Source organism: Mesorhizobium sp. LSJC280B00 (assembly GCF_000502835.1).
GTDB lineage: Bacteria > Pseudomonadota > Alphaproteobacteria > Rhizobiales > Rhizobiaceae > Mesorhizobium.
In genome coordinates this window covers 284045-309909 of the sequence record NZ_AYVL01000008.1, presented here as the reverse complement: position 1 = coordinate 309909, position 25865 = coordinate 284045, and the positions used below count along the sequence as shown (strand labels likewise).

Here is a 25865-nt window from a genome sequence, read left to right as displayed (position 1 = left end):
AGCCTGCAACACTCTGATCTTGAAACGAAAAAGGGCGGCTAGCGGGCCGCCCTTTTTCTTGCCTGCCAGTCTGTGCGTGGCAGCCTGTAGAAGACATGTCGCCTGAGTGCGGTGTGGCTGTCCGGAACACCGGGATGGTCGAAGTCGGAGGCCGGGTCGGCGATCATGCCCAGGCGCTCCATGACGGCAGTGGACCGGCTGTTATCCTTGACTGCGAAGGACACGATTTCGTCGAGGCCAAGTCTTTCAAAGCCATAGGTCAGCCAGGCTTCGGCTGCTTCGGTGACATAGCCGCGGCCCCAGAATTCGGGTGCCAGCCGCCAGCCGATCTCGATCGTGCCGGGCGGCAGGAATGGCAAATGATCGGTTCGGGTTATGCCGACGAAGCCGATGCATTCACCTGTGGCTGCGATCTCAGCGGCCGCGAAGCCGAAGCCGTCGCGATCGATAGCCGCGCGCAACTCCTCCATCTTGGCGTCCGACTGGGCACGGTCGCGCCGAAACGGAAAGAATTCCATGACGCGCTCGTCGGAATTGATGCGATGGAAGAGCTCGCGGTCACGATCTCCCCAGTTGCGCAGGATCAGGCGCTCGGTGCGGATCGGCGTCATTCGACAAATTCCTCCCGGCGATAACCCTGCAGATAAAGCAAGGCGGTGAGGTCGCCGTGGTCGATGCGGATCTTTGCCTCGGCTGCCACGGCCGGCTTGGCATGCAAGGCGACGCCGATGCCGGCAAGACGGATCATGTCGAGATCGTTGGCGCCGTCGCCGACGGCAATGGCATCGGCAGGCGTCAGGCCGAGGCGGGCGGAAATCTCGATAAGGGCTTCGGCCTTGGCGGCGCGGCCGAGGATCGGTTCGGCGACCAAGCCGGTGAAGCGGCGATCCTGCTCGATCAGGCGGTTGGCGCGATTTTCGTGAAAGCCGAGCAATGCTGCGATGCGGGTGGTGAAGATGTCGAAACCACCGGAGATCAGCGCCGTCCAGGCGCCATTGGCCGCCATTGTCTGGACGAGCGTGCGGCCGCCGGAGGCTAGCGTCAGGCGATTGTCGATGATGCGGTCGATGATTGCGGCATCGAGATCCTTGAGCAGCGCCACACGCTCGCGCAAGGCCGGCTCGAATGCGATCTCGCCGTTCATCGATCGCGCCGTGATGGCGGCGACGCGATCCTTGACGCCGATCTCGTCGGCAAGCTCGTCGATGCATTCCTGGTCGATCATTGTCGAATCCATGTCGGCGATCAGGATCTTCTTGCGCCTGTTCTCAGCCGGCTGGACGGCCACGTCGATCGGTTCGGAAGCAAGCGCGGCCTGCAGGCGCGCCGTTATTTCGGAAGCGTCGGCGGTCTCCGGCAAGTCGAGTTCGCAGGCGATGCCTTCGGCCAGCCAGCGAACAGCGCTTGCGCCGACCGACCGCGAGGCCATATTCGCTAGCGTCGGCGTCAATGCGCGGCCGGCGGGATGGGATAGAAGCGTGGCGATCAGCGGCATCGAAAATTCCAGCGGACAGGCGGGCGAAGGCCGCGTGAAGAACGCGATCCTGATAGCCGGGCCGACCGCCAGCGGCAAGTCGGCGCTCGCACTCGACCTCGCCGAGCGCAATGGCGGTGTCATCGTCAACACCGATTCTATGCAAGGCTATTCGGTGCTCGACGTGCTGACGGCGCGGCCTGGTCCTGCCGAACTCGCCCGCGTCCCCCACTTTCTTTATGGACACGTCGATCCGTCCACCGCCTATTCCACCGGCGCCTGGTTGCGTGATGTCACGAAGCTGATCGACGACGGCACGCTCTCGGAGCGGCCAGTGATTTTCGTCGGCGGTACCGGGCTTTATTTCCGGGCGCTCACGGAAGGTATCTCGGAGATGCCCGACATTCCGAAGTCGATCCGCGATCGCTGGCGCTACGAGCTCCAGGAACAGGGCGCAGTGAGATTGCACCGCATCCTGTTGCGCGAGGATTCTGCGGCCGGCATGATGCTTAAGCCGACGGATGGCCAGCGCATCGTGCGGGCGCTGGAGGTGCTCGACGCGTCGGGGCGTTCCATCCTGGACTGGCAGGCCGCGCGTGGCCGGCCGTTGATCGACAGGAGCAGCGCGCGCTTTTTCGTCATCGAGCCGGAGCGAGCGGCGCTGGTGGAGCGGATCGATGCTCGCTTCGACCGCATGCTGGACAAGGGGGCACTGGACGAGGTGAAACAGCTTTCAGCGCTCGGCCTCGATCCCGACCTGCCGGCGATGAAAGCAATCGGTGTTCGCGAGCTTCAGGCCGCGCTGGCCGGCGCCTTCAGTTTTCCCGAGGCCATCGAGCGCGCGAAAATCGCGACGCGGCAATATGCCAAACGGCAGGCGACCTGGTTCAGGCACCAATTGGGCCCGGAATGGCAGAGATTGCGTCCTGGTGAGGGGATCGACTCGATGCACTCACTCCCTCATTCGAGCGCAACCTGAAAAGTCGACACCGAGGGGACATTTCGCGTTGAAGTTGTCCAGGTTAACTGTCCGTAAGTTCCCGCATGCCATAAGATCGTTACGAACTTTCCAACGGGGAGCAGATGCGTTTCCACAAGGCGGAATCAGCCTTTTTCGTCTTTATTTTTGTGATCCTGGCCGCCGGCCTGGTGACGCTTTACGCCTATGGGCTCCTGCAAACCCTGGCCGCCGACATTAGCAATACGCCTTCGGAACTCGATGAAATCGTCTATCTCAACAAGCTGCTGTTTGCGACGGGCGTGCTGCTGGCGACTGCGCTGTTCTTCGGCATTTTCTTCATCTACCCGCTGATCCGAAAGCAGGCGACGGAAGAAGGCAAGCTGCGCGCCATGACCGTTTCGCTCAGCGCGCGTTCGGAGACGCTAGAGCATGCGGCGCTCACCGACAGCCTCACCGGCATGCAGAACCGGCGTTATTTCGACGATGCGCTGAAGGAATATCTCGAAGAGTTCCGTCGCATCGAGAAACCAGTAGGGCTGATGATCCTCGACCTCGACCATTTCAAGCAGGTCAACGACAGCCACGGCCACGATGTCGGCGACGAGGTGTTGCGGGCGGTCGCCAACTGTCTCAAGGACATGACACGCTATCACGACGTGGTGGCGCGCCTGGGCGGCGAGGAGTTCGCGGTGGTCACGCCCAATATGGACGCCGAGCTGCTATCCAAATTCGCGGAGCGCATCCGCAAGGCGATCGCCAACATGTCGGTGCTGACGGGCAATGTCCGACTGAAAATCACCACCAGCGTCGGGCTTGCCGTCTGGGATCGCAAGGAAACCGCCGAGGAGTTCTATCGCCGCGCCGATCGCCAGCTCTATGAGGCGAAGAGGCAAGGGCGCAACCGCGTGTGTGCCTGAAATTCCGTCATTGAATTCCTGATGCCGGCCGTCTGGTATCGTTTTCTGCGTTTCCGGTGCACGCAGACCGACGTCACCCAGTCAAGCTGAGATGCTGCCTTTGCGGGGCTTGCCGGAAATAGAGGTGTTGCCGTGACTAAATCCGATCTCTCCGGTCTTTACCGAGGCTATATTGCATGCCTGAACAAGCAGGATTGGCCAAATCTGGGGCGGTTTGTTCATGATGAAGTGACCCACAACGGTCGCAAGCTCGGATTGTCCGGCTATCTCGAAATGTTGGTGAGAGACTTCGACGAAATTCCGGACCTTTACTTCGACATTCAGCTATTGGTTGCCGATCCGCCTTATGTAGCGAGCCGGCTAAGCTTCGACTGCGCGCCAAGGGGAACGTTCCTTGGGCTCGATGTAAGCGGGAAGAGAATTTCGTTTGCCGAGAACGTATTTTATGAGTTTCAGAGAGGGAAAATTCGCCAGGTGTGGTCAGTTATAGACAAGACAGCCATCGAAACTCAGCTTTGATATCTGCGAGCGCTGCCTAAAAGTCTCGCTCGGCTCAATCATTCTGGGGGACGCAGGCCGAAGGTCGCCGGCTTGAGGCCGTAGCGCAAGTCGAAATCGTCGTTTCGCTGGGTGCGTGCGGCCGACGGCTTGCGATAGTCCGAATCGCCGGCCTGCCGGCCCGAATCGACGACTTCCGCGAAAGGCATTGCGTGTCGTGATTTCGGCACGTTGCGCAGCCGTTCGACGATCGCCACGAGGTCGACCTCGTCGCCGGTTTCGGACGGCAAGGCGTCCTCGCGCTTGGCCGTGCCGGGGATCAAATCCTCGGAGAGCTTTTCAAACTTCATCCGCATCGTCGTCGCCACGCCTTCCCCGAAGGCGATGGCCTCGCGCTGGCCCATGGAAGACAGGAACGCCAGCGTCGAAGCCGAGGAATCGGCAATCGCCGACCGGATGATCGCCTGGTCCTGCTCGTTGGCGAGCCGCATGGCAAAGAACGTCGAGCACTGCGACAGGATGGTCGGGTCGAGTTCGCCCGGGCGCTGGGTGACGACGCCGAGATAACAGCCATATTTGCGGCCTTCCTTGGCGATGCGCGACAGCGCGTGCCGCGTCGGCGCGAAACCGAGGCGCGGATCGGCCGGCATATAGCGATGCGCTTCCTCGCACAGGAAGAGCAGCCGCAGGCGGCCTTCGCTCCACAACGCCAGGTCGAAGGCCAGCCGCGCCAGCACCGAGCATACGGAATTGACCACCTCGGACGGCATGCCGGCCATTTCGAAGCAGGTCACAGGGCGGCCGTGATGCGGCACGCGGAAGATGTTGCCGATCGTCTCGTGGATGGTGTCCTCGATCAGGCGCGAGTTGAACATGAAACGGTAGCGCGGATCGGATGCCGCCGTTTCGATACGTGTCTTCAGTGACCTGAGGGTCGGGCGATCGTTCTTGCTTTCCAGCAATCCCATGCGTTCGTCGACCAGCTTGATGAGGTCGGCAATGCGATAGGGCACCGGCGCGTCGGCGGTCAGCGCATCGGTGCTGCGCCGTAGATAGTTGCCGGAGTTCGGATTGCGGTAGAGGTTCTTGGCCGCGGGAATGAGATCGCGCAAGGCGTCGACCTCTTCCGGAACCGTCTCGCGGCCGCGAAACAGCACCTCGGCAAATTCCTCGAGCTTGAACATCCAGAAGGGCAGGTCGAGCGTCGTCGAATCGACCCTGACGCAATATTCGGGCAACGACGCGGCGAACTCGTTGTGTGGATCGAGGATGAGCACGCGCAGGTCGGGCCGGGCGGCGATCGACTTGCGCAAGAGCAGCGAGACGGCGGTCGATTTGCCGACCCCGGTGGTGCCGACAATGGCGAAATGCCGCGCCAGCGTATCGTCGATGGCGATATTGGCGTCGATGGCCTCGTCCTGCGACAGCGTGCCGATGGTGATCGAATGACGACCGGCGAGATCGTAGACGGCCTGCAGGTCGCGGCTGCGGATACGATGGGCAATGGCGCCGATATGCGGGTAGGTTGTGATGCCACGGTCGAAGATCGGCTTCGCGCCGGGTTCGGCACCGTCGCGCACCTCGCCGATCAATTCGATGCTGACCTCGATCGGATTCTGGCCCTCGCTGCTCCAGGCACGATCCGACTTGCCGATTTCATAGACCAGGCCGACGGTTCGTGATGTACCGAGATTGATCGAGATCATCTTGCCGACGCTCCACAGGCCGGTGACCGTGCCTTCGATATCGTCGGCATAGGCGCTGATGGTGGCGCGCGCGCCGTCGCATTGCACGACATTGCCCAGAATGCGCTTGTCGTTCTGCTCCGCCCTGCGGCGCTCCAGCAAAGTCGGTTCCCCAATGGAGGCTTCGCGTTCAACGAGCATGGACACGCCGATCCCTTTTTCCAAGCGATGAGCCTAGGCGAACGGGGTTAAGGTGGGATGAGGCCGGATGGTTTAGCGGACATTAAGGAGTTTGCGAAAAATGGATGAAACGGCCGTTGCTCCGTAGAAAAATTTCGATATATTGGATTAATGGATGATATAGCGAACGACATCTCCTCGACCATCGGCAGACGAATACATGCCGAAAGAGTGGCTCGAGGCTGGTCCCTGGCAGAGCTGGCGGAGCGGTCCGATGTTTCGAAAGCCATGCTGAGCACGGTAGAACGCGGCATGACCAGCCCGACGGCGGCACTCCTTGTGCGCATTGCGGCCGCCTTCGGCATGACGCTGTCCACATTGATCGCAAGGGCGGAATTGCAGGGCGGTGGCCTGCTTCGCGAACGTGACCAGCCGCTCTGGCGCGATCCGGCTACGGGTTATGTGCGGCGGCATCTTTCGCCGGTCTCCGACATACCCCTCGAACTGATCCGGATCCAGTTGCCGGCCGGCGCCAAGGTAAGTTTCCCGGCGGCGTCCTATGCCTTCATCAGGCAACAGATATGGCTGATCTCCGGGCGGCTGGAATTCACCGAGGGGGACATCGTTCACCGGCTCGAACCCGGCGACTGCCTGGCGCTCGGCGCGCCATCCGATTGCGTCTTTCACGCTCCGGGGCCGGACGCTGCCGACTATCTGGTTGCGTTGGCCAGGGGCTGAGGTGAAGGCGCGCCGTCCGAAACGCTCCGACAATGGCGGTCCGCCGCTCGACGACTATGACGGTCCGCCCTGGGGCAAGGGTGAGCCCTATGTGTTTCTTGCCTGGCGGACCGCCCATGCCCAGGCATGGAAAGTGCCGAGCCGCGAGATCATGCTGATGCGGCTGGNCTGGACAAGGCCGAGCGGCTGGGCCTGACCTATGAGGAATACACGCTCGAACTGCTGGAACGCGGGCGACATCTGCAAGAGGAAGACGCCGATCGCATCGCGGAAATCCGGCGGGCCAGGAAGCGGAAGCGGATCAGTCATTTCGATTGACGGACGGCGCAGGGGAACCACATGAGTTCGATCGAAATCAGGCCACTCACCACGACTGACGGAACGCAAAAAATGCTGGCGGATCTGCTGATCGGGACAGTCGCTGCCGGCGGCTTGGTCAGCTTCATGCATCCGCTGGCGCCGGAGATGGCCGCGGCCTTCTGGAACAGGTCGCTTCATGCGGCCGCCAGAGGCGAAAGGGCGGTGCTTGGGGCGTGGAACGGCGAGGCTCTGGTCGGCACCGTCACCTTGCTGCTCGACTGCCCTCCCAACCAGCCGCACCGGGCCGAGATCGCCAAACTGATGACCCGCCTCGATTATCGCGGCAAGGGCATCGCAACCCGCCTGATGGAGGCGGCGGAAGCCGTTGCCGTGGAGAAAGGCCGCACGCTGTTGGTCCTCGACACGGCAAAAGAGGAGGGGGCTTCCGGCCTCTATGAAAAGCTCGGCTTCACGCTGGCCGGCGAAATACCGGATTATGCGCTGAAGCCGCATGGCGGGCTGACAGGCACCCTCATCTACTGGAAACGCGTCGGCCGGACACGGTGATGGCGACAACAATGCACCTTTGCAACACCCGTCAGACCATCGCGGGCATGGAAAGAATGGCTCTTGCGTCAAATTGGCGGCGAGCTTAGAGAAGCCGCCCATTCTGATCCGTCGTCCTGAAAGGAGACCTGTCAATGACCCGGCGATCCAGATCGACACATTCCGTGCCGACGCTGGAATTGCGTGCGGCTGACAGGGTTCCAATCAGGAAGAACGGCCATGGCAAAGTCCATGATCCAGCGCAGGCAGGATGCCGAGCGCGAACGCATTGAAGCATATGCCGTAACGCTGCGGCGGGTTTTTCCCGTCCCGCGTCCCGCTCCGGATTTCGAGCGGGCGCTCGACGAGGCACGTCGGGGCTTTGCCGGCATGGCGATCCGCGACGGCGCGCTGTGGCGTCCAAAGCTGAAGACGCGCGACCCCGCGCGGCTGCGGCTGGCCGCGGCGCGTCATCTCTATGCGCGCTACCCGGTTACAGCCGCGCTCGAGGGGATCTGGCTGGACAGCTCGGGGTTGAATGCCGGCGAGATTGCGCTTCGCAAGGCTTGGTATATCGCAGTGGCGCGTGGTGACTCGCTCTACAAGGCGGGCGCCTGTGCGTGGCTGTCTCGCAAGGAGGTGCATTGCTTCTTGAACTTGCCCGGCGATTTCACGTTCGACGAGGCGTTTTGGGTGGCGATCGCCCGGTCCTACACGGATGATTCCGGGTTGGCGGCCCGACTTGCCAAGTCGAAAATCGCGCGCACGCCACGTAACGATCTGGCCTTCTGGCGCGAGGTGACACGGTTCTTCTGCGGGCAACCCGCGTCGAAGGAGGAGATCGACGATCTATGCGACTATATCGGCGCCGTGCACCAGCGCGATGCGGCGTACAGCCTGAAGGGTCGCACGCTCGCCTCGCTGCGTCGGCAGATGCTGGAATGGCATCGAGACATTGCCGCGATCGAACGCATCGAGGCAATGCGCCGCCGCGCTGCCGGGCGGGCCACGCGTACTGCCGGGACGCAGTCGCAGGGTCACGCCTGGGACGGCTCGTGCCTGGACGACTGGGACTGGCAGCCGTCGACCAAAGAGGCAAAGGCGCATGGCGAGCGTTTCTTCATCCGTCAGTTGAAGACAGCCGAGGATCTGGTCACCGAGAGCCGGGCGATGCATCATTGCGTCTCGATATACGCGTCCAAATGCATCGCCGGCAATGCCTCGATCTGGGTGCTGCGGCGCTCGGCGCTCGGCAAGATCGAGCGGTTGCTGACGATTGAACTCGACCCGCAAAACCGTGCGGTGCAGGTGCGCGGTTTCGGCAATCGTCTCGCCTCGCTCGAGGAGCGCAAGATCATCGAGCGCTGGGCCAAGGCGAGGGGTGTGGTGCTCTGCGCCTGAAACGGAACACCCGCGCGGCGGAAAGGCGGCGCGGGTGCACAATGGGCGGATGTGCCGACGTCAGGCCAAGTGCACATTCGCCGTTGACAGCGGCGTCAAACCAATTCTATTGTCCGCCACCATGAAAAAGGCACGCATTCTCGTAGGAAAGCGCGTGGGCAAGGCGGTGTAACCGCCGGGCGATGACCTCCCATGCGCAAGACACAGGCTCCCTCGGGGGCCTTTTTTATTGCCCGAAATACGACTAAGCGACCAGCAATCGCCAGATGGCGAACAGTACGGGACCAGACCGATGAGCAGTGGACAGAATGAGCGGCGCGAAATGCCAAGAACTGAAATGCCAAGGAGCGAAATGACGGGCGCCGAAATGGTGGTGCAGGCGCTGAAGGACAATGGCGTCAAGCATGTTTTCGGCTATCCGGGCGGCGCGGTTCTGCCAATCTACGATGAAATCTTCCAGCAGGACGAGGTCGAGCACATCCTCGTCCGCCACGAGCAGGGCGCGGGCCACGCGGCGGAAGGCTATGCGCGCTCGACCGGCAAGGCCGGCGTCATGCTGGTGACCTCGGGGCCGGGCGCCACCAATGCGGTGACGCCATTGCAGGACGCGCTGATGGACTCGATCCCGCTGGTCTGCCTGACCGGCCAGGTGCCGACTTCGCTGATCGGCTCGGATGCGTTCCAGGAGTGCGACACGGTCGGCATCACGCGGCCCTGCACCAAGCACAACTGGCTGGTGAAGGACGTCAACGAGCTCGCGGCAACGATCCACGAGGCCTTCCATGTGGCAACCACAGGGCGCCCCGGTCCGGTCGTCGTCGACATTCCGAAGGACGTGCAGTTCGCCAAGGGTATCTATGTCCCGCCGCAGACGGCGCCGCGCACCAGCTACCAACCGAAGGTCCAGGGCGATCTGGAAAAGATCAAGGCGGCGGTCGAGCTGATGGCCGGCGCCAGGAAGCCGATCATCTATTCGGGCGGCGGCGTCATCAATTCCGGCTCGGAGGCGAGCCATCTGCTGCGCGAGCTGGTCGACCTCACCGGCTTTCCCATCACCTCGACGCTGATGGGCCTCGGCGCCTATCCGGCGTCGGGCAAGCACTGGATGGGCATGCTCGGCATGCACGGCACGTATGAAGCGAACATGGCGATGCACGATTGCGACGTCATGCTCTGCATCGGCGCGCGCTTCGACGACCGCATCACCGGGCGGCTGACGGCGTTTTCGCCGAATTCGAAGAAGATCCACATCGACATCGATCCGTCGTCGATCAACAAGAACGTCCACACCGACGTGCCGATCATCGGCGATGTCGGGCGTGTGCTGGAGGATCTGGTGCGGCTGTGGCGGGCAACCGCCAAGGCCGACAAGAAAGCGCTTCACCCGTGGTGGGAGCAGATTGCCAAATGGCGCGCGCGCGATTCGCTCGCCTACAAGATGAACCACGAGGTGATCATGCCGCAATATGCCGTCCAGCGGCTCTATGCGCTGACCAAGGACCTCGACACCTACATCACCACCGAGGTCGGCCAGCATCAAATGTGGGCGGCACAGCACTATCATTTCGAGAAGCCGAACCGCTGGATGACCTCCGGCGGACTGGGCACGATGGGCTACGGCCTGCCGGCCGCGCTCGGCGTGCAGATCGCGCACCCGGATGCCCTGGTCATCGATATCGCCGGCGACGCCTCGGTGCAGATGACGATGCAGGAGATGAGCGCCGCGGTCCAGCACGAGGCGCCGATCAAGATCTTCATCCTCAACAACCAATATATGGGCATGGTGCGGCAGTGGCAGCAGCTGCTGCACGGCAACCGGCTGTCGCACTCCTACACCGAGGCGATGCCGGATTTCGTCAAGCTCGCCGAAGCCTATGGCGGCCACGGCATTCGCTGCGACAAGCCGGACGAGCTCGACGACGCCATCAAGGAGATGATAGCGGTCAAGAAGCCCGTCCTGTTCGACTGCCGCGTGGCGACGCTCGCCAACTGCTTCCCGATGATCCCGTCCGGCAAGGCGCATAACGAGATGCTGTTGCCGGACGAGGCGACGGACGAAGCTGTGGCCAACGCTATCGACGCCAAGGGCAGGGAACTGGTGTAGCCTGGTTCAAGGAAGCTGTGCGAAAACAGCAGATTAGCGCAAAAGTTTGAAATCGAGATTGATGTCATGAACGCACAGTTGCAACCGACCGGCTCCGCCTATTTCATCGCCAAGGAGACGGAAAAACCAGAGAACCACACGCTTTCGGTCCTGGTCGACAACGAGCCGGGCGTGCTTGCGCGGGTTATCGGCCTGTTTTCCGGACGTGGCTACAACATCGAGAGCCTGACGGTCTCGGAAACCGAGCACGAAAAGCACCTGTCGCGCATCACAATCGTGACGCGCGGCACGCCGCACGTGCTGGAGCAGATCAAGCACCAGCTCGAGCGCATCGTGCCGGTGCACCGCGTCGTCGATCTCACCGTGCGGTCGCAAGAATTCGGACAGGAGCGGCCATTGGAGCGGGAACTCGCGCTGGTCAAGGTCGCCGGCACCGGCGAAGCCCGCGTCGAGGCGCTCCGGCTCGCCGATGCATTCCGCGCCAGCGTCATCGATGCCAACACCGAGCATTTCATCTTCGAGATCACCGGCAAGGGCTCCAAGCTCGATCAGTTCATCGCCATCATGAAACCGCTCGGGCTAGTTGAAATCTGCCGTACCGGAGTGGCGGCGATGAACCGCGGCCCGCAAGGGATGTAGTCATCCAGCTTGGCTCTATCTCGTCGCTTTGCCACCGATCGCATTGATTAGGGGAACGGCATGACACTCGACGCATTATTCGCCCTGCTGGTCTATGCCTTCGTGACCTCGATCACGCCGGGTCCGAACAATTTCATGCTTCTGGCCTCGGGCGTGAATTTCGGCTTGGTCAAGACCGTGCCACACATGCTCGGCATCGGCTTCGGCTTCCTCGTGCTGTTGCTTGCCGTAGGCTTCGGGCTTGGCGCCGTGTTGACGGCCTTTCCGGTGCTGCATACCGGGTTGAAGATCGCCGGCGGCCTCTACTTGCTTTATCTCGCCTGGAAGATCGCCATGTCGCGCTCGCTCGGCGGCGAAGGCGAGGCGAAGGGCCAGCCGATGCGCTTCATCGAGGCTGCGGCTTTCCAGTGGGTCAATCCCAAAGCCTGGGTGATGGCGATTACAGCCATGGCCGTCTATACGAACCCGGAACGCCCGCTTGTGTCCGTGGTGCTGATCGCGGCCGCGTTCGCCGTCGTCATGCTGCCGAGCATTTCGACCTGGGCCGGTTTCGGCATGGCGCTGCGCGGTTTTCTGGCGGATACGGCGCGGCTCAAATGGTTCAACATCGCCATGGGTGTGATGCTGGCGGCGACATTGTGGCCGATGCTGCGCTAGCTGCCGTTTTATTGTGCACTGCACATTAAATCTTCGTAATGACGGGTTTTGGCCCTTTTTCGCCTTCGGCATCCTCTATTATCTGGCAAAATCGCGGCAAGAGGCTGCGAGTTGAGCTAGAGTGCGACCAGCGGAAATCGGCGTGTCGCGTTGAGAAGGCCTTTTGTCGATGCGCGGAAAGATCGTATTTGCGGTGATCGCTGCAGCCTGCCTTGCGGCGGCGTGGCTCTATTTTTCGCCCACCGCAATGACCGGTCTTCAGCAGATGCTGTCGGCGAAGCAGACCACGGCGGCGGCGGACAAACCCGCTGCAGCAGCAAATGCCGCTCGTTCGACTTCGGTGGTTGCCGCCACCGCTTCGACGGCCGATTTCCCGGTCCGGCGCTATGCCATCGGCTTTGTGTCCTCTCCTGCCGTGGTCAGCATCAACGCGCGGGTCTCGAGCCAGATCGTCGCAATCGCGGTCAAGGACGGACAGATGGTGAAGGCCGGCGACCTTCTTTTCTCGCTGGACGATCGCTCGTTGAAGGCGCAACTGGCACGCGATCAGGCGACGCTCGCAAAAGACCAGGCGCTGCTTGCCAGCGCCACGGCCGATCTTCAGCGCGCCAAAAATCTCGTCGCCAGGCAGGCCGGAACACAGCAGACCTACGATCAGGCCGTCGCGGCACAGAAATCCGCCGCGGCCACCGTCGACGCCGACAAGGCAACGATCGATGCGGACCAAATCCAGCTTGGCTTCGCCACGATCAGGGCGCCGATCTCCGGCAGGCTTGGCGCAGTCAGCGTCGCCGTCGGCGATCTCGTCACCACCAGCAACGGCAGCAGCACGTCGACTCCACTGGTGACGATCACGCAGGTCGACCCGCTGCAGGTGAACTTCAATCTCCCCGAAAGCGATCTTGCCTTGCTGCACAAGGCGCTGGCAGCGCCGCAGCAAGGTGCGGTGACGCTGACCAAGGACGGCGACCCGAAGCCGATCGGCAAGGGAACGCTGGATTTCGTCGATTCCAGCGTAGACACGGCGTCCGGCACGATCGCAACGCGGGCCAGTGTGCCCAACGCCGATCTTTCGCTATGGCCGGGCCAATACGTCAACGTCGTGCTCGATGCCGGCATCATGCCACAAATGACGTCCGTTCCGACGGTCGCCGTCCAGCCCAGCCAGAAGGGCCCGTTCGTCTATGTGATCAAGCCGGACAACACCGTTGAAATGCGGCCCGTGCAGGTCGCGCTGACAGAAGGCACCAACACCGCAATTAGCCAAGGATTGAAAAGCGGCGAGCGTGTCGTCGTCGAGGGTCAGACCAAACTGAAGAACGGCGCGGCGGTGCGCGAAGGCAAGGCTTCGACCGGCACCGGCGATCAGGCGGCTCCGAAGGTTGCCGAGGCTGACCGGACGGGCGGAACACAGCCATGATTTCCGAATTCTGCATCCGCAGGCCCGTCGCCACGCTGCTCATGTCGTTCGCCCTGGTTCTGGGCGGGCTATTTGCTTACAAATTCCTGCCGGTCGCGGCGCTGCCAAGCGCCGAATTTCCGGTTGTCAACGTCTCGGCCTCGCTGCCCGGGGCTTCGCCGGAAACCATGGCGACGTCGGTGGCAACGCCTCTGATCAAGCAGTTTGCCACCATCGCCGGCATCGATTCGATCTCGACGACCAACTCGCTCGGCTCGACCTCGATCGCCATTCAGTTCGTACTCAACCGCGACATCGATGCAGCCGCCGCCGACGTGCAGGCAGCGATCGCACGTACGCAACGACAATTGCCGCCGGAGATGACCAGCCCGCCGAGCTACCGCAAGGTCAATCCAGCCGACGCGCCGATCCTGCTGATGTCGCTGGTCAGCGACACAATTCCGCTGACTGATCTCGACGCGTTTGCCGAGAATGTGATTTCGCCGTCGCTGTCGACGATCGACGGCGTTGCGCAGGTTTCGATTTACGGCCAGCAAAAATACGCTGTCCGCGTCCAGATCGATCCGACGGCGCTCGCCGCTCGCGGCATCTCGATCGATCAGCTGCAGACGGCCATCGCCTCGGCCAACAGCAACACGCCGCTCGGCGTGCTCAAGAACAACAAACAGCAGCTGACAATCACCGCGAACACGCAGCTGACCGATGCGGCGGGATTCTCCAACATCATCATCGCCACCAAGAACGGCCATCCGGTGCGGCTCGGCGAGGTGACCCGCGTCATCGATTCGGTCGAGACCACGACGACGGCAAGCTGGTATGACGGCACCCGCGCCATCATCATGGCCGTGCAGCGCCAGCCGGATGCCAATACCGTCGACGTCGTCGACCGCGTCAAGGCGATGCTACCTTCCTTCGACGATCAGATGCCGGCAGCGGCGAGCATCCAGTTGCTAAACGACCGCTCGACATCGATCCGCGAGGCGGTCGATGACGTGCAGTTCACGCTCCTGCTCACCATCGCGCTGGTGGTGATGGTGATCTTCCTGTTCCTGCGCCGGGTGACGGCGACGATCATCCCGGCGGTGGCGGTACCGATTTCGCTCATCGCCACGCTGGGCGTGATGTACCTGTTCGGCTTTTCCATCGACAACGTCTCATTGATGGGGCTGACATTGGCGGTCGGCCTTGTCGTCGACGATGCCATCGTCATGCTGGAAAATATTTTCCGCCATATGGAGGAGGACGGGCTCTCGGCCCTCGAGGCGTCGCTCAAGGGCGCGCGCGAGATCGGCTTCACCATCATCTCGATCTCGCTGGTCGCCGTGTTCATTCCGGTGCTTTTGATGGGCGGCGTGATCGGGCGCATCTTCAACGAATTCGCGGTGGTGGTGACGGTCGCCATCCTGGCGTCGATGTTCGTCTCGCTGACGCTGACGCCGATGCTGTGCTCGCGGCTGTTGTCATTATCGAAAGCCGAGCAGAAAGCAGCGCACGGCGGGGACCATAGACAAAACGTCTTCATGCGGGGCTATGACAGGCTGCTGACATTCTGTCTGCGCCACAATTTCCTTGTCTTCCTTGTCTTCCTCGTGACCGCCGGGCTGTCGGTGTGGCTGATCCAGATTTCGCCGAAAGGCTTCTTCCCGCAGGAGGATATCGGCCAGGTCTCGGTGACGACCATCGCGCGCCAGGACATTTCGTTTGACGCGATGGTGAAGCTGCAGGGGCAAGTGGCGGATGTCTTCACCCATTCGCCCTACGTCGCGCATGTCGGCTGGTCGGCGGGCAGTGGAAACAATGCGCTCAACCAGGGCCAACTGTTTGTGCAGCTGAAAGACAAGGACCACCGACCGAACATCGACAAAGTGCTTACGGACCTGCGGCGCCAGCTGGCCAATGTGCCCGGCATCGAAACCTACATGCAACCGGTGCAGAACCTGCGGCTCGGCGCGCGTTCTTCGGCGAGTGCCTACCAGCTTGCCGTGCAGGGCCTCGATACCGGCCTGACGAACGTCTGGGCGCAAAGGCTGACGGATGCGATGGCCGCCGATCATGCCGCCTTCACCGACGTCACCAGTGACCTGCAGAACAACGCGCTACAGGCGACGCTGGTGATCGACCGCGACAAGGCGGCGAACCTCGGTGTCGATACCGACACGTTGCGCTCCAGCCTCTATGGCGGTTTCGGCACCCAGCAGGTGTCGACCATCTTCGGTTCGGCCGACAGCTACGACGTGATCATGGAGCTCGATCCGAAGATCGAGTGGTCGCCCGAGCGGATGCTGGCCATCAAGGTGAGAACGGCGAGCGGCAGCCTGGTGCCGCTCGGCGCGTTCGCCCGCGTCGATCGGACCGCCGGCGCTTTGACCGTCAACCAGCTCGGCCAGCTTCCGGCAGTGACGATCTCCTACAATCTGCCGCAAGGCGTGGCCCTCGGCGACAGCGTGAGCCACATCAACGCGCTGAAGGACAAGATCGGCATGCCGCCGACGATCTCGACCGCCTTCTCGGGCACGGCCAAGACGTTCCAGGATTCGCTTTCCAACCAGGGGCTGCTGATCGGCGGCGCGATCCTGACCATCTATATCGTGCTCGGCATGCTTTATGAGAGCTTCATCCATCCGCTCACCATCCTGACCGGGCTTCCATCGGCGGTGCTGGGCGCACTGGTGGCACTGCGGCTGGCGGGGATGGATCTGTCGGTGATCGCGGTGATCGGCATCCTGATGCTGATCGGCATCGTCAAGAAGAACGGCATCATGATGATCGACGTGGCGCTCGAGCTTAGGCGCGAGGGGATGTCGCCTGTCGAATCCATCCACAAGGCCTGCCTGATGCGCTTCCGGCCGATCATGATGACCACCCTTGCGGCGCTGATGGGTACCATCCCGATCGCGCTCGGCACCGGTGCCAGTGCGGAACTGCGCCAGCCTCTCGGCGTGGCGGTGGTCGGCGGTCTTGTCGCCTCGCAGGCACTGACGCTGTTCGTCACGCCCGTCATCTACGTCTACATGGAGCATTTTTCCGGCTGGCTGGTCAGGCTGTGGGCGCGGCGCCGGGGCGAGCCGAGGCCGGTCGAAGCGGTCGACCAGCCGTCACTGTTCGACGAGGAGGAAGAACCAGTGCCGCAAAAGGCGGCAGCCGAATAGCGCTGGCCCAAGCCGTGGTGCTTGCGGCCGGGGGTCCGCGATCGTAATTTGACGCCATGCCGCATAATCACCACCATGACAACGAGCTTGATCCTTTTGCGGCGCGCGTGCGCGCACTGGAGACGATTCTCACCCGCAAAGGCCTGATCGATCCGGCGGCGATTGATGCCATAGTGGACACCTACGAGACCAAGATCGGGCCGCGCAACGGCGCAAAGGTGGTGGCGAAAGCCTGGGTTGATCCCGCGTTTGCCGCATGGCTGAAGCGTGATGCGACGGCGGCAATCGAATCGCTCGGCTACACCGGCCGGCAAGGCGAGCACATGCAGGCGGTCTTCAACACGGCCGACACGCACAACCTCGTCGTCTGCACGCTATGTTCCTGCTATCCGTGGTCGGTGCTCGGCCTGCCGCCGGTCTGGTACAAGGCGCCGCCCTACCGTTCGCGCGCAGTGATCGATCCGCGCGGCGTGCTCGAGGAATTCGGGCTAATCTTGCCGGCGACGACAACAATCCGGGTGTGGGATTCGACCGCCGAGCTGCGCTATCTGGTGGTGCCTATGCAGCCAAGGGGCACCGAGGGCTGGGATGAGGCACGGCTCGCCGATCTGGTGACGCGCGATGCCATGATCGGCACGGCGTTGGTGCGGGAACCGGCATGAACGGGCCGCAGGATCTCGGCGGTCAGATGGGTTTCGGGCCGGTCGCGCCCGAACCGGACGAACCCTATTTCCATGCCGATTGGGAAAGGCGGGCGCTGGGCGTGACGTTGTGCGCCGGCGCCATGGGCGCCTGGACCATCGACGAGAGTCGGCACGCGCGGGAATCGCTGCATCCAGCGGATTATTATGCCTCCAGCTACTACCAGATATGGATCAAGGCGCTGGAGGTGCTGCTCAAACGCCATGGTTTCGTCAGCGACCGCGACCTGGCTACGGGCGACGCAGTCGACCCGGCAGCGACACCCAAACGGGTGCTGAAGGCTAAGGACGTTCCGGCGGTGCTGGCCAAGGGCGGGCACTGCGACCGGCCTGTCGCCGTGCCTGCGCGGTTCAAGGCGGGCGACCCCGTGCGAACCAGGAACTTTCATCCGACCGGCCACACCAGACTGCCGCGCTATGCACGCGGCAAGCGAGGCGTCGTCGAGGCTGTGCGCGACGGCTTTGTCTTTCCCGACACCAATGCGCACGGCCAGGGCGAAAACCCGCAATGGGTCTATACGGTGTCCTTCACCGGCGGCGAAATCTGGGGCGAGGGCGCCGATCCGACACTTGTCGTGTCGATCGATGCCTGGGAGAGCTACCTTGAGCCGGCGTGAGACGGGCTCAGTCGCCGCCATGCTGCCCGCCGGTGTCGAGGCGCCTGTGTTTGCCGAGCCGTGGCAAGCAGAGGCCTTTGCCATGACGGTAGCACTGCACGACAACGGGCTGTTTTCGTGGAGCGAATGGGCGGATGCTTTGTCGGCAGAGGTGAAGCGGCCGGGCGCCGCGCGCGACGGTCACGATTACTACGAGCACTGGCTGGCAGCGCTGGAAAAGCTGCTTTTGGCCAAGGGCGTTGCCGGAAAGCGCGACGTCGATGCGCTCGCCGCTGCCTGGGAACGCGCCGCGCACGCAACGCCGCATGGCAAGCCGATCCAGCTGGAGAACGATCCACAGCGGGCCGGGTAAGCTGCGGTCGCCTGGCCTTGTTCTCTTTACGTTCCTGTTCGTCACTGATAGCCTGACCCTGTCGCAGCGGCGTGATTGCCGGCGATGAAAATTGATGGTGACGGCAGTCACCTTGTCTTTCCCTCGCGAATCCGGTCTGTCGCGCTGATGGAATTCTCTCCTCAACAGGACGAGGCGCTGAAGGCGGTGGCCGGCTGGCTGAAAGCCGGCAAGCCGCAGCTGTTCCGGCTGTTCGGCTATGCCGGCACCGGCAAGACGACGCTGGCGCGCTATTTCGCCGAGCATGTCGACGGCCAGGTGCAGTTCGCCGCGTTTACGGGCAAGGCGGCGCAGGTGCTGCGTTCCAAGGGCGCGGTCAATGCCCGCACCATCCATTCGCTGATCTACCGGCCGAAAGGCGAGGAATCGGTAGCGGACGAGGTGACCGGCAAGACCTCGATGTCGCCGACCTTTTCGCTTAATCGGCAAAGCCCGATCTCTCGGGCCAAGCTGGTCGTCATCGACGAATGCTCAATGGTCGACGAGCAGCTTGGCCGCGATCTGATGACCTTCGGCACCCCTATCCTGGTGCTCGGCGATCCCGGCCAGTTGCCGCCGATCTCCGGCGGCGGCTTCTTCACCGACCACGAGCCGGACATTCTGCTCACAGAAATCCACCGCCAGGCGCGCGACAACCCGATCATCAGGCTGGCGCTCGACGTGCGCGAGGGCCGCGAATTCATGCGCGGCGACTATGGCGCGGCGCAGGTGATCGGCAAGGAAGACGTCACCCAGGAATTGGTGCTGAAAGCGGACCAGGTGCTGGTCGGCACCAACCGCACGCGCCGCCGTTATAACCAGCGGCTGCGCGAGCTGAAGGGGTTCAACGCCGATTATCCGCAAGCCGGCGACAAGCTGGTCTGTCTGCGCAACGATCCGGCCAAGGGACTGCTCAACGGCTCGCTGTGGAAGGTGATGACCTCGTCGCGCGAGACGGTCAAGCCCGGCATCAATCTGCTGGTTTCGCCGGAGGAAGATGACCCGGATCGCGGCGTCGCCAAGATCAAGCTGCTCAAAGCCGCATTCGAGGATCCCGACGCCGACATTCCCTGGCAGCAGAAGAAGCGCTTCGACGATTTCGATTACGGTTACGCGCTGACCGTGCACAAGGCGCAAGGGTCGCAATGGAATGAGATCGTGCTTTTCGACGAAAGCTGGGCATTCAAGGAAACTCGCCAGCGTTGGCTCTACACCGCGATCACGCGCGCGGCCGAACGGCTGACGATCGTCCGATAGGGCTGTCAGGTCCGTCGTATCAGCGCTGGGCGATCGGTCTGGCGTCAAGCCATTCCCAGGCGGCGGCTTCGTCCTTGGCCTCGAAATGCCGGAGTTCGATAGGCAAAGAGGCAGGCAAAAAGGCTCTTGCCTCCGGTATCCAGTTCGGCTCACCGATCGCCGCGCAGCTGCCGATATGCTCCACGGCATGAGCTATGCCCTGTTCGATCGTCTCGTCCGATACGTCGGCCCAGTCGACACCCTCATGGTCGATCAGGCGCACCAGCACGTCGATCTTCGGATGCAGCGCATAGGCCGCCTCCAGCAATCCGAACAGGTTTTCGGCGTCAGCCGCTGCGACATGGCCGACGACATCGATGGCGAAAAGATCTTCGCGATCGGTGTCGATGCGGCGAACCGCCGGCACGGCCTCGAGAAAATTCAACAGGGAACTCCTTGCGCTCGATTTTCTTCACACACCTTGGAACACCTGAAACCCTCTGTCTGTTCCCGTTAAAGGCGGTATAGATGCGCGCCAAGATCAGCCTGGAGCCGTGCAAATGCCTGCAAAGCTTTCCGTCAACCTTAATGCCATCGCCATGCTGCGCAACCGACGCGACCTGCCGTGGCCAAGCGTGACCGGGCTTGGACGCATCGCGCTTGCTGCCGGCGCGCATGGGCTGACGGTGCACCCGCGACCCGACGAGCGGCACACCAGGCATTCCGATCTGCCGCAGATCAGGGCGCTGATCGACGACGAGTTCCCGAATGCGGAATTCAACATCGAGGGCTATCCGACCGAGGATTTCCTGGCGCTTGTGGAAAAGCACCAGCCGGAGCAGGTGACGCTGGTGCCCGACGACCCGGCGCAGGCGACTTCCGACCATGGCTGGAACTTCGCCGCCGAGGCCGCGTTCCTGACACCGGTTGTCAAGCGCCTGAAGAAGGGAGGCTTTCGCGTATCGCTGTTTTCCGATCCGGATCCCGCTGGCGTGAAAGCCGCTCGCGACACCGGCGCCGACCGGATCGAACTCTATACGGGTCCATACGGCAGCTATCATTCCGATTCGGCAAAAGCGGCGAAGGAATTGGAGAAATTGGGAAAAACGGCGGATGCCGCACTGGCTGCAGGGCTCCAGGTCAACGCCGGGCACGACCTTGTGGTGAGCAATTTGCCGGCACTGGCCAAGTGTATCCCGGCATTGGCCGAAGTGTCGATCGGACATGGGTTGACAGCCGATGCGTTGGAGTATGGCATGGCCGCAACGGTCAGGCGGTTTCTGAAGGCTTGTGGCTGGTAGAGAAAGGCGAGCCGATAGGCCATGCGTTCCCGGCACGGCAGCGCGTCCTTTCCATCCCGCAGCATAGAGCGCCGCACGTCTATGGGAGTGTCGTCCATGGCCCTTGCCAACGCTGGTAGCGAGGCGGAACCCATCGAGCAATCCAGCCACTCCACCGTCGAGCAGCACAGCACCAAGGTGCTGATGCTGGGCGCGCTCGGCGTGGTCTACGGCGACATCGGCACCAGCCCGATCTACGCGTTGCGCGAGGCACTGCATGCTTCGTCCGGCACCAATATCGCTGAGCGCGGCGATATCCTCGGCGTGCTGTCGCTGATCATCTGGTCGCTGACGATCATTGTCACCATAAAATACATCATGTTCGTGTTGCGCGCGGACAATCGCGGCGAGGGCGGCATACTCTCGCTGATGGCGCTGGCACGCGGCAGCGCTCCCCAGCGGTGGGGGCTGATCCTCGGTGTAGGCATAATCGGTGCATCGCTGTTTTTCGGTGACGCTGTCATCACGCCGGCAATCTCGGTGCTGTCGGCCGTCGAAGGCTTGAACGTCGTTACACCGGCGTTTCAGCCCTACATCGTGCCGCTGACTTTGCTGATTCTGGCGATCCTGTTCGCGGTGCAGCGTTTCGGCACCGGCGGCGTCGGCTTGGTGTTCGGTCCCGTTACCGCCGTCTGGTTTCTGGCCATCGGTGTGTCCGGGCTTATCCACATCATCGACGACCCGGAAATCCTGCTGGCGGTCAATCCGCTTTATGGCGTGTCCTTCCTGATAAACTCATCCGACGTAGCCTTCGTTACCATCGGTGCTGTCTTTCTGGCCGTTACCGGGACCGAAGCACTCTACGCCGATCTCGGTCACTTTGGCCGAAAACCCATCGTGCTTGCCTGGTTGGCGATCGTATTTCCGTGTTTGCTGGTCAACTATACGGGGCAAGGTGCTTTTATCCTGGCCAATGGCGGCGTTGTCGGTCACCCCTTTTTCGAGATGAACTCGGGCTGGGCGCTTGTTCCAATGGTGGTGCTGGCTACGGCCGCAACGGTGATCGCCAGCCAAGCGGTTATTTCCGGGGCCTTTTCACTGACCCGCCAAGCGGTGCAACTCAACATTTTGCCGCGTTTCGAAATCCAGCATACGTCGGAAAAGCAGTCGGGTCAGATCTACCTGCCGCGCGTCAATCTACTGATGGCCTTGGTTGTCATGCTGCTTGTGGTCGGCTTCGAGGAGTCGAGCGCTCTGGCGTCAGCCTATGGCATCTCGGTGACCGGCAACATGCTGGTGACGGACATTTTGCTGTTCGTGGTCATGAGGCGCATCTGGAAATGGCGACTAGCCGTCGCGGTTCCGCTGATGGCGCTGTTCAGCCTGGTCGATATTGGTTTCTTCGCATCCAACATCGTCAAGGTTTTCGAAGGTGGTTGGTCGTCTCTCGCTGTCGCTGCCGTGATCGTGATGGCAATGTGGACATGGGTGCGGGGGAGCCGTTATCTGTTCGACAAGACCCGCAGGAACGAGGTTCCGCTCGATTTCCTTGCCGGCAATCTGCTGAAGAAGAAACCGCATCTGGTGTCGGGCACCGCGGTGTTCCTGACCAGCGATCCGCTGAGCGCGCCGACCGCGCTGATGCACAGCCTGAAGCACTACAAGGTGCTGCACGAGCAGAACGTCATCCTTTCGGTGGTGACGGCACCGCAGCCGGTTGTGCCCGACNACGGCGGCCGATGCGACGGAATATTTCCAGATCCCGACCGGACGGGTGGTCGAGATCGGGACGCAGGTGGCTATTTAAAAACGTGTCCGTTGCGACATTCCAGGTGGTCTGCCGATCGGACTGAGTCTGCCAAGTCGTGGAGGACTCGCAATATCGGGACGGAGCCATTACGTGACGGCACTTGATATTGCAGCGCAGCAAGCGTAGAGCACCGCCCGCTTACCGGAGTGTCGTCCATGGCCCTTACCAATGCTGGTAACGAGGCAGAACCTGTCGAACAATCGAGCCATTCTGAGGTCGAGCAGCACAGCACCAAGGTGCTGATGCTGGGCGCGCTCGGCGTTGTTTACGGCGATATCGGTACCAGCCCGATCTATGCATTTCGCGAGGCGTTGCATGCATCGGCCGGTGGCAACGTCGCCAACCGTGGCGACATCCTCGGCGTGTTGTCGCTGATCATCTGGTCGCTGACGATCACCGTCACCATCAAATACATCATGTTCGTGCTCCGCGCCGACAATCGAGGCGAGGGCGGGGTGCTGTCGCTGATGGCGCTGGCGCGCAACAGTTTCCCGACGCGCTCGGCGGTGATCCTCGGCATCGGCATCGTCGGCGCGGCGCTTTTTTTCGGCGACGCAGTCATTACGCCGGCGATCTCGGTGCTATCGGCGGTCGAAGGTATGAATGTCGTCACGCCGACATTCCAGCCCTATGTGGTGCCGCTGACACTGGCCATCCTGGCGATCCTGTTTGCGGTACAGCGATTCGGCACCGGCGGCGTAGGTTTGGTGTTCGGGCCAGTCACGGCTCTGTGGTTCCTGGCCATCGGCCTTTCCGGCATTAACCACATCATCGCCGATCCGGAAATCCTGCTGGCGATCAGCCCGCATTACATCGTGTCGTTCCTGGTCAACTCGCCCGATGTCGCCTTCGTCACGGTTGGTGCGGTCTTCCTCGCCGTCACCGGCGCCGAGGCGCTCTATGCCGACCTCGGCCATTTCGGCCGCAAGCCGATCGTACTCGCCTGGCTGGCAATCGTGTTCCCTTGTCTGTTGCTCAACTATGTCGGGCAAGGCGCCTTCGTGCTGGCAAATGGCGGCGTTGTCGGTCATCCATTCTTCGAGATGAACCAGGGCTGGACGCTTATTCCGATGGTCGTGCTGGCGACGGCGGCGACCGTCATCGCCAGCCAGGCGGTGATCTCCGGCGCTTTTTCGCTGACCAGACAGGCGGTGCAGCTCAATATGCTGCCGCGTTTCGTTATCCAGCATACGTCGGAAAAACAGTCGGGCCAGATCTATCTGCCGCGCATCAACCTGATGCTGGCGCTGGTGGTGATGTTGCTGGTGGTCGGCTTCGGCGAATCCAGCCGCCTGGCCTCGGCCTACGGTATTTCGGTGACCGGCAACATGCTGGTGACGAATGTACTGCTTTTTGTTGTGATGACGCGCATCTGGAAATGGCCGCTCGGCGTCGCGATCGCCTTGATGGCCGTGTTCGCCTTCGTCGATACCGGCTTCTTTGCCGCCAACATAGTCAAGGTGTTTGAAGGTGGCTGGGCATCGCTTGCCATCGCCGCAGTTATCGTGATGACTATGTGGACCTGGATCCGCGGCAGCCGCTATTTGTTCGACAAGACGCGCCGGAACGAGATCCCGCTCGATTTCCTTGCCGGCAATCTGCTGAAGAAGAAACCGCATCTGGTGTCGGGCACCGCGGTGTTCCTGACCAGCGACCCGCTGAGCGCGCCGACCGCGCTGATGCACAGCCTCAAGCACTACAAGGTGCTGCACGAGCAGAACGTCATCCTTTCGGTGGTGACGGCACCGCAGCCGGTTGTGCCCGACAGCGAGCGCGTCAAGATGGAAATGGTCAACGAGCTGTTCATGCGGGTGACGCTGACCTTCGGCTACATGGAGCAGCCCAACATCCCGCGTGCGCTGGCGATCTGCCGCAAACAGGGCTGGAAGTTCGACATCATGACGACTTCCTTCTTCCTGTCGCGGCGCTCTCTCAAGGCCTCGCCCAATTCCGGCATGCCGGTCTGGCAGGACAAGCTGTTCATCGGGCTGGCGCGCACGGCGGCCGATGCGACGGAATATNTCCTTCTTCCTGTCGCGGCGCTCTCTCAAGGCCTCGCCCAATTCCGGCATGCCGGTCTGGCAGGACAAGCTGTTCATCGGGCTGGCGCGCACGGCGGCCGATGCGACGGAATATTTCCAGATCCCGACCGGACGGGTGGTCGAGATCGGGACGCAGGTGGCTATCTGAACAAATGGCCGTGCCCTTTGAGGGCACGGCCATTGTCAGGCTCAGCTCACCAGAGCCGCCTTGTTTGCTTCAAGAAATTGCTTCAGCGGCTGCGGCTTCCTGCCGGACAGCGTCTCGACCGCGTCGGTCACCATGCCGATCCGGCCGGAGCGGGTGTTGGTGTCGAAGGAAACGATGACGGGCGCAAACGCTTCGGGAACGCCGGCTGCCTTCAATCCCTCGGTCAGCGCTTCATCCGAAAGCTGGATAACTTCGATCGGCTTGCCGGTGACCTCGGTGACGAGGGCTGCAATCTCGGCCATCGTGTGGGCCTTGGGGCCGGTCAGCGTGTATGTCGTGCTTTCGGTTGCGCTCGAAGCAAGGCCGGCGGCGATCGCGGCTGCCATATCGTCGCGCGCGCCATGGGCAATGTGGCCGTCTCCAGCGGATGTGTACCAGTGCCCCGAGGCGATGGCGTGCGGCAGCGCCATGAACAGGTTCTCCTGATACCAGCCGTTGCGGAAGATGGTGTAGGGGATACCGCTCGCCTTGATCGCCTGCTCGGTGCCGTGGTGATCGGGCGCAAACAGTACCGGCGATCCTGGCTCCGGATTGGGCATCGACGTGTAGAGCAGATGCGAAACGCCGGCGCTTTTTGCGGCGGCGACCGCGGCCTCATGTTGCTTCAGGCGCTTGCCCGGAACGGCGAGCTCGTTTGTCGAAATGATCAGAACCCTGTCGGCGCCGGTGAATGCACTGGCCAACGACGCGGTGTCGTCGAAGTCGACTGCCCGGATGGTGACGCCTCGGGCTGCCAGATCGGCCAGATTTTCCGGATTGCGGGTGGCGGCGATGATGCGCTGAGGGGAGACCTTGAGCGTGTCAAGCAGATGATTGATGACGCCGCGGCCAAGCTGGCCGGAGGCGCCGGTGACGAGAAGGGTGTCGGTCATGAGATGTCCTGACGTTGCGCCGGAGCGGCGGGTGCATATGTTAGTCTCAAAAAGAGACCA

General features: G+C 62.2%; 21 protein-coding genes and 3 pseudogenes. 19 read left to right on the top strand and 5 right to left on the bottom strand.

What is annotated here, in order from left to right; genetic code table 11:
• Window positions 1–38: 38 nt before the first annotated feature.
• Together X773_RS53845 and serB are read right to left on the bottom strand one after the other, a co-directional pair.
• Window positions 39–611 carry a GNAT family N-acetyltransferase gene (locus X773_RS53845; protein WP_023676690.1) on the bottom strand — a complete coding sequence of 191 codons (573 nt, stop codon included), beginning with the start codon at window positions 609–611 and terminating at the stop codon, window positions 39–41.
• Window positions 608–1495, bottom strand: a complete 888-nt coding sequence (gene serB / locus X773_RS53840; RefSeq protein WP_023676799.1) for a phosphoserine phosphatase SerB — start codon at window positions 1493–1495, stop codon at window positions 608–610. The genes X773_RS53845 and serB overlap by 4 nt, the downstream gene beginning before the upstream one ends.
• Between serB and miaA the strand changes: the two genes are divergently transcribed.
• From miaA to X773_RS53825, 3 genes are all read left to right on the top strand, one after another.
• Window positions 1485–2453: a tRNA (adenosine(37)-N6)-dimethylallyltransferase MiaA gene (gene miaA / locus X773_RS53835; protein WP_023676689.1), complete on the top strand. Its 969-nt coding sequence runs from the start codon at window positions 1485–1487 to the stop codon at window positions 2451–2453. The two genes, serB and miaA, sit on opposite strands and share 11 nt — an antisense overlap.
• 104 nt (window positions 2454–2557) lie before the next feature.
• Window positions 2558–3352, top strand: a complete 795-nt coding sequence (locus tag X773_RS53830; RefSeq protein ID WP_023676688.1) for a GGDEF domain-containing protein — start codon at window positions 2558–2560, stop codon at window positions 3350–3352.
• A gap of 132 nt (window positions 3353–3484) precedes the next feature.
• A complete protein-coding gene (locus X773_RS53825) occupies window positions 3485–3871 on the top strand; it encodes an ester cyclase (protein ID WP_023676687.1) in 387 nt (128 codons plus the stop codon).
• Between the two features lie 38 nt (window positions 3872–3909).
• On the opposite strand, the gene X773_RS53820 is transcribed toward X773_RS53825, so the two are convergent.
• A complete protein-coding gene (locus X773_RS53820) occupies window positions 3910–5736 on the bottom strand; it encodes an ATP-binding protein (RefSeq protein ID WP_023676686.1) in 1827 nt (608 codons plus the stop codon).
• Window positions 5737–5886: 150 nt separating this feature from the next.
• Between X773_RS53820 and X773_RS53815 the strand changes: the two genes are divergently transcribed.
• The 13 genes and pseudogenes from X773_RS53815 to X773_RS53755 all read left to right on the top strand — a co-directional run bounded on the left by X773_RS53815 (window position 5887) and on the right by X773_RS53755 (window position 19614).
• Complete coding sequence (locus X773_RS53815) at window positions 5887–6453, top strand: XRE family transcriptional regulator (RefSeq protein ID WP_023676685.1); 567 nt, start codon at window positions 5887–5889, stop codon at window positions 6451–6453.
• Window positions 6428–6771: pseudogene (locus X773_RS74510) on the top strand (hypothetical protein). The gene X773_RS53815 and the pseudogene X773_RS74510 overlap by 26 nt, the downstream one beginning before the upstream one ends.
• 21 nt (window positions 6772–6792) lie before the next feature.
• Window positions 6793–7320 (top strand): GNAT family N-acetyltransferase, encoded by a 528-nt coding sequence (locus X773_RS53805; RefSeq protein WP_023676683.1) that lies wholly within the window; start codon window positions 6793–6795, stop codon window positions 7318–7320.
• A gap of 219 nt (window positions 7321–7539) precedes the next feature.
• Window positions 7540–8700 carry a PcfJ domain-containing protein gene (locus tag X773_RS53800; RefSeq protein WP_023676682.1) on the top strand — a complete coding sequence of 387 codons (1161 nt, stop codon included), beginning with the start codon at window positions 7540–7542 and terminating at the stop codon, window positions 8698–8700.
• 352 nt (window positions 8701–9052) lie between these two features.
• Complete coding sequence (locus X773_RS53795; RefSeq protein ID WP_023676681.1) at window positions 9053–10804, top strand: acetolactate synthase 3 large subunit; 1752 nt, start codon at window positions 9053–9055, stop codon at window positions 10802–10804.
• A gap of 66 nt (window positions 10805–10870) precedes the next feature.
• Entirely contained in the window at window positions 10871–11443 is a 573-nt protein-coding gene (ilvN, locus tag X773_RS53790; RefSeq protein ID WP_023676680.1) for an acetolactate synthase small subunit, read from the top strand.
• Window positions 11444–11503: 60 nt separating this feature from the next.
• Entirely contained in the window at window positions 11504–12100 is a 597-nt protein-coding gene (locus tag X773_RS53785; protein ID WP_023676679.1) for a LysE family translocator, read from the top strand.
• A gap of 169 nt (window positions 12101–12269) precedes the next feature.
• The gene (locus X773_RS53780; RefSeq protein ID WP_023676678.1) at window positions 12270–13520 is read left to right on the top strand and encodes an efflux RND transporter periplasmic adaptor subunit; all 1251 of its coding nucleotides are present in this window, start codon (window positions 12270–12272) and stop codon (window positions 13518–13520) included.
• A complete protein-coding gene (locus X773_RS53775) occupies window positions 13517–16669 on the top strand; it encodes an efflux RND transporter permease subunit (RefSeq protein ID WP_023676677.1) in 3153 nt (1050 codons plus the stop codon). Before X773_RS53780 ends, X773_RS53775 begins: the two co-directional genes overlap by 4 nt.
• 56 nt (window positions 16670–16725) lie before the next feature.
• On the top strand, window positions 16726–17331 hold the full coding sequence (gene nthA, locus X773_RS53770; RefSeq protein ID WP_023676676.1) for a nitrile hydratase subunit alpha: 606 nt from the start codon (window positions 16726–16728) through the stop codon (window positions 17329–17331).
• Window positions 17328–17987: a nitrile hydratase subunit beta gene (gene nthB, locus X773_RS53765; protein ID WP_023676675.1), complete on the top strand. Its 660-nt coding sequence runs from the start codon at window positions 17328–17330 to the stop codon at window positions 17985–17987. The genes nthA and nthB overlap by 4 nt, the downstream gene beginning before the upstream one ends.
• 19 nt (window positions 17988–18006) lie before the next feature.
• Window positions 18007–18339 (top strand): nitrile hydratase accessory protein, encoded by a 333-nt coding sequence (locus X773_RS53760; protein ID WP_156937343.1) that lies wholly within the window; start codon window positions 18007–18009, stop codon window positions 18337–18339.
• A 147-nt stretch (window positions 18340–18486) separates the two neighbouring features.
• A complete protein-coding gene (locus tag X773_RS53755; RefSeq protein WP_023676673.1) occupies window positions 18487–19614 on the top strand; it encodes an ATP-dependent RecD-like DNA helicase in 1128 nt (375 codons plus the stop codon).
• A 19-nt stretch (window positions 19615–19633) separates the two neighbouring features.
• Here X773_RS53755 and X773_RS53750 read toward each other — a convergent pair whose 3' ends face one another.
• Entirely contained in the window at window positions 19634–20038 is a 405-nt protein-coding gene (locus X773_RS53750) for an STAS/SEC14 domain-containing protein (protein WP_023676672.1), read from the bottom strand.
• Between the two features lie 115 nt (window positions 20039–20153).
• Between X773_RS53750 and X773_RS53745 the strand changes: the two genes are divergently transcribed.
• The 3 genes and pseudogenes from X773_RS53745 to X773_RS0137890 all read left to right on the top strand — a co-directional run.
• The gene (locus X773_RS53745; protein WP_023676671.1) at window positions 20154–20894 is read left to right on the top strand and encodes a pyridoxine 5'-phosphate synthase; all 741 of its coding nucleotides are present in this window, start codon (window positions 20154–20156) and stop codon (window positions 20892–20894) included.
• A gap of 96 nt (window positions 20895–20990) precedes the next feature.
• Window positions 20991–22680, top strand: a pseudogene (locus X773_RS53740) (potassium transporter Kup).
• A 158-nt stretch (window positions 22681–22838) separates the two neighbouring features.
• A pseudogene (locus X773_RS0137890) lies at window positions 22839–24704 on the top strand (potassium transporter Kup); the annotation flags it as partial.
• Between the two features lie 210 nt (window positions 24705–24914).
• On the opposite strand, the gene X773_RS74505 reads toward X773_RS0137890, so the two are convergent.
• Window positions 24915–25805 carry an SDR family oxidoreductase gene (locus X773_RS74505; protein WP_084641112.1) on the bottom strand — a complete coding sequence of 297 codons (891 nt, stop codon included), beginning with the start codon at window positions 25803–25805 and terminating at the stop codon, window positions 24915–24917.
• Window positions 25806–25865: the final 60 nt, after the last annotated feature.